Here is a 3,874-nt window from a genome sequence, read left to right as displayed (position 1 = left end):
GGGCTGGGGGTGCGGCGTCATGACCGGCCCACCGCCCGCAGCCCCGCCCCGGAGCCGGTCACCGCGATCGCGCCGTCCCTGTCCGTGCGGAGCACCACCGCTCCCCCGGACCTGAGCGCCTCGACCGTCCGCGCGGCAGGATGCCCGTACGGGTTGTCCCGCCCCACGCTGACCAGCGCCAGCCTCGGACGGGTGCTGCGCACCAGGGCGGCGTCCTGATGCGCGGAACCGTGATGGGCGACCTTGAGGACGTCCACCCGCGGCAGCGTCGGATGGCTGCGCAACAGACCCTGCTGCGCCGGGGGTTCGAGGTCGCCGAGGAGCAGCAGCGTGAGCCCGCCGGTCCGTACGAGCAGGGTGACGCTCGCGTCGTTCGGCTCCCGGGGTACGGGACCGGCGGCCGGCCCCGTCGCGCTTGTCGCGTCGCCGGGCGGCCACAGCACCTGCCATGCGAGCGCGCCGGTCCTGCGCCGCTCACCGGGCACTGTGCGCAGCAGCGGGATGCGGGCCGCGGCGGCGGTTCTCCTGACGAACGCGGCTTGTTCCGGGGGTTCGTCCAGGCCCGTCGTCTGGATCGCCCCCACCGCTCTGCCCCGCAGCACCCCGCTCAGGCCGCGCACGTGGTCGGCGTGGAAGTGGGTGAGCAGCAGCAGCGGGACACGGGTGATGTCCAGGTCGCGCAGGCATCGGTCGACCAGCCGGGGATCGGGCCCGGCGTCGACGACCACGCCTGTGCCGGGTCCCGCCGCGAGCACCAGGGCGTCCCCCTGGCCGACATCGCACATCGCGAACGCCCAGCCCGGCGGCGGCCATCCCGTCAGCACCCGGGTCAGTGGCACCGGCCGCAGCACCGCGAGGACGAGCAGCAGCGCGGCGGCCGAGCAGATCCAGGGGCGGTGTCCGACGCGCCGGGCGAACAGCACCAGCAGCACCGTCAGCGCCGCCAGCAACAGGGCCCCCGGTCGGCCGTCGGGCCAGTCGACCTCCGCCCCGGGGAGCCCGGCCCCGGTACGGGCCACGACCGCGATCCACCCCGCCGGCCATCCCGCCACCCGGGCGAGCAGTTCGGCCACCGGTATGGCCACCGGAGCCACGCCCAGCACGGCGAATCCGAGCACCGTGGCGGGCGCCACCGCGAACTCGGCCAGCAGATTGCACGGGATGCCCACCAGGCTGACGCGTGAGGCGAGCAGCACCACGACGGGCGAGCACACCGCTTGCGCCGCGGCAGCGGCCGCCAGCGCCTCCGACAGCCGCGGCGGCACCCGACGCCGTTGCAGCGCTTCGCTCCATCGCGGGGCCAGGGTGAGGAGGGCTCCGGTGGCCAGCACCGACAGGACGAAGCCGTAACTGCGCGCCAGCCACGGGTCGTAGAGCACCAGCAGCAGGACGGCGGCGGCCAGCGCCGGAATCAGCGTCCTGCGCCGCCCGGTGCCGATGGCCAGGAGCGTGATCAGACCGCAGGCAGCGGCCCGCAGCACGCTCGGCTCCGGCCGGCAGACAAGCACGAAGGCGAGGGTGAGCCCGCCGCCGAGCAGAGCGGTACCGCGCAGGGAGATCCCCAACACGGCTGCCAGACCCCGGCGTTCGGCACGCAGGGCACGCCCGGGCGGCCCGATGAGCAGCACGAGCAGGATCGCCAGATTGGCACCCGACACCGCCATGAGATGAGTGAGATCGGTCGCCCGGAAGGCCTCGTGCAGTTCCGGTGTGACCCGCGTGGTGTCGCCGACCACCAGTCCGGGCAGGAGCGCCCGCGCATCGGGGCCGAGGCCGTCCGTCGCCGTACGCAGTCCGGCGCGCAGCCCGCCCGCGGTGCGCTGGAGCCGGGTGGGCGGGCCGATGACGCGGGGCGGCCCCTTTCCCCCGGCGCGCAGCACGGCGGTGGCGCGCTCCCCGCCGCGCAGCGGCGGTGCCAGCCTGCCGCTCACACGCAGCCGGGTGGACGGAAGCAGTAGCTGCCACCGCACCGCCGCGGCCCCGGGTGTGACGATGACCAGGACCGGCGTACGCAGTCTGACGGCCGCTCCGCCGGGCCGCTCCAGCCGGACGACCTCGGCGTCCAGGAGCAGCGAATCGGGAGTGCTGTGGTCGCCCCGCACCCGGGGGGCCGTGCGGCGGGCGTCGGAGGTCAGGACGATCTCCGCGTCGATGCCGGCGAACTGCGCGGCCAGCCCGGGCACGGGCCCCTGCCGCGCATCGGCCCTGTGCAGCCCCGCTGAGGCCGCCCCTGCCGCCGCGCACAACAGCGCCGCCGCGGCAGCCGTGGTGCGCAGCCGGGTGGGCGACCGCCATCGGCTCCCCGCGCCGCTGCCCTCGTGGCCCGTCCCTGCCGGATGTGCCGTGCGGAAGGGCCGTAAGCCGGGCAGGGCGAGGAGGATCATGGCCGCGCCGAGACAGAGCCCCACTCCCACGGCCGCCCAGCGGCCGGGAACGTCCAGGGCCGTCGCGGCGCCGGCCCAGGCCGCCAGGGCCGGCGGAACCAGTCGGAGATCGACCGGGCCCTCCTGCCGGGGGTCGGAGGCCCCCAGCCGGCTGCCCGCCGCCGCGTGGACGTCCTGGGCGCTCACGGCCGTACCAGTGGGCGGAGGTCGGCGAACCGGCGGTCGCCGATGCCGTTGACCTCGCGGAGCTCGTCGACGGACCGGAATCCGCCGTGCCGCGTGCGGTAGTCGACGATGTGCTGGGCGAGGACGGGCCCGACGCCGGGCAGGGTGTCGAGCTGCTCGACCGTCGCGGTGTTGAGACCCACCGGGCCGGCCGCCCCGCCCGGCCCGGCCGCCGCCGTGGGACCGCCGACGGCTCCTGCCGTACCGCCTGCGGCCGCCGGGCCCGGCGGGGCGCCCACAATGATCTGTTCCCCGTCGATGAGGACGCGGGCCCGGTTGAGGCTGTCGAGGCTCACGCCCGGCCGGGCCCCTCCCGCCACGCGCAGCGCGTCGGCGACCCTGGCTCCGGACGGCAGCCGGTGGATCCCCGGCCGCCTCACCTTCCCGCTCACGTCCACCACGACCTGCCCGCCCGGCCCGGCGACGGGCGGCGTGCCGGGCGAGGGCTCCGGCGTCCCGGCCCCGCCGGCCGCGTCCGCGTGGGCTTCCCCGTTCGCGTCCGTCTCCGCCTCGGGCATGCGCACGGCCTCGCCCACCCGCTCCGGAGCGGGTACGGAGCCGGGGCGCGCGGACCAGAAGTGCATCGCGGCGAACACCGCTGCCGCGACCAGAACGACGCTGAGCGCGGCCAGCGTCCTCGGCTCCAGGCCGCACCTGAGCTGGAGCCACACCGGGAGCCGCTCCCGCAACGCGGGAACGGCCCGCCCCCACCGGTCCCCGGCTGCCGGACCCGGCGAAGGCCGCGCCGACGGGCCCGCCGCAGCACCCGCCGAACGTCCCGGCGCAAGGCCCGGGGGCGAGGTGCCGTGCGGGGGCGCCCCGGACGGAGGCGGGACTGTCGTCGCAGGGCGCGAGGCGGTCGCCACTGCGGAGACGGAGGCGGCCCCAGCGCGGTGCGGCACGGAGGCGGCCCCAGCGCGGTTCGGCACGGGGGCCGCCCCCGCACGGTTCGGCGCCGACGCATGAGGCGCTGTCGGAGCCGTCACAGCAGGACGCAGGTCCGGGACCGGTCGCGCAGGCCACGGCGTACGCCCGGCCGACGCGGTATCCGCGCCCACCCCCGCCACCGGCCGCGCGACCCGTTCTGCAACTCGTTTTGCAAGCAGTCGTGCAAGCCGTCATGCAAGCAGTCGTGTCGACCGTGGCGCGGCCGCAGGCGCAGGCGTGGGCGTGGGCGTGGGACGCGTCGGGCGTGGGCGTGATCTCAGCCGGTTCGCCGGCGCCGGAACCGGGGAGTCCGGGCCGGGCCGTATGCGGGGAGGCGC

At 76.9% G+C, this 3,874-nt stretch carries 2 protein-coding genes; both read right to left on the bottom strand.

Annotation, left to right across the window (positions count from 1 at the left end):
- Positions 1–17 precede the first annotated feature (17 nt).
- Positions 18–2,570 carry a ComEC/Rec2 family competence protein gene (locus EAO72_RS40560; RefSeq protein ID WP_148022400.1) on the bottom strand — a complete coding sequence of 851 codons (2,553 nt, stop codon included), beginning with the start codon at positions 2,568–2,570 and terminating at the stop codon, positions 18–20.
- Positions 2,567–3,280: a ComEA family DNA-binding protein gene (locus EAO72_RS40555; protein WP_148022399.1), complete on the bottom strand. Its 714-nt coding sequence runs from the start codon at positions 3,278–3,280 to the stop codon at positions 2,567–2,569. Before EAO72_RS40555 ends, EAO72_RS40560 begins: the two co-directional genes overlap by 4 nt.
- Between the last annotated feature and the right edge of the window lie 594 nt (positions 3,281–3,874).

The sequence above is a fragment of the Streptomyces sp. OR43 genome, from assembly GCF_008042275.1.
Classification (GTDB): Bacteria; Actinomycetota; Actinomycetes; order Streptomycetales; family Streptomycetaceae; genus Streptomyces.
The sequence above is the reverse complement of the archived record's forward strand: the minus strand, read 5'-3'. Positions and strand labels throughout refer to the sequence as shown.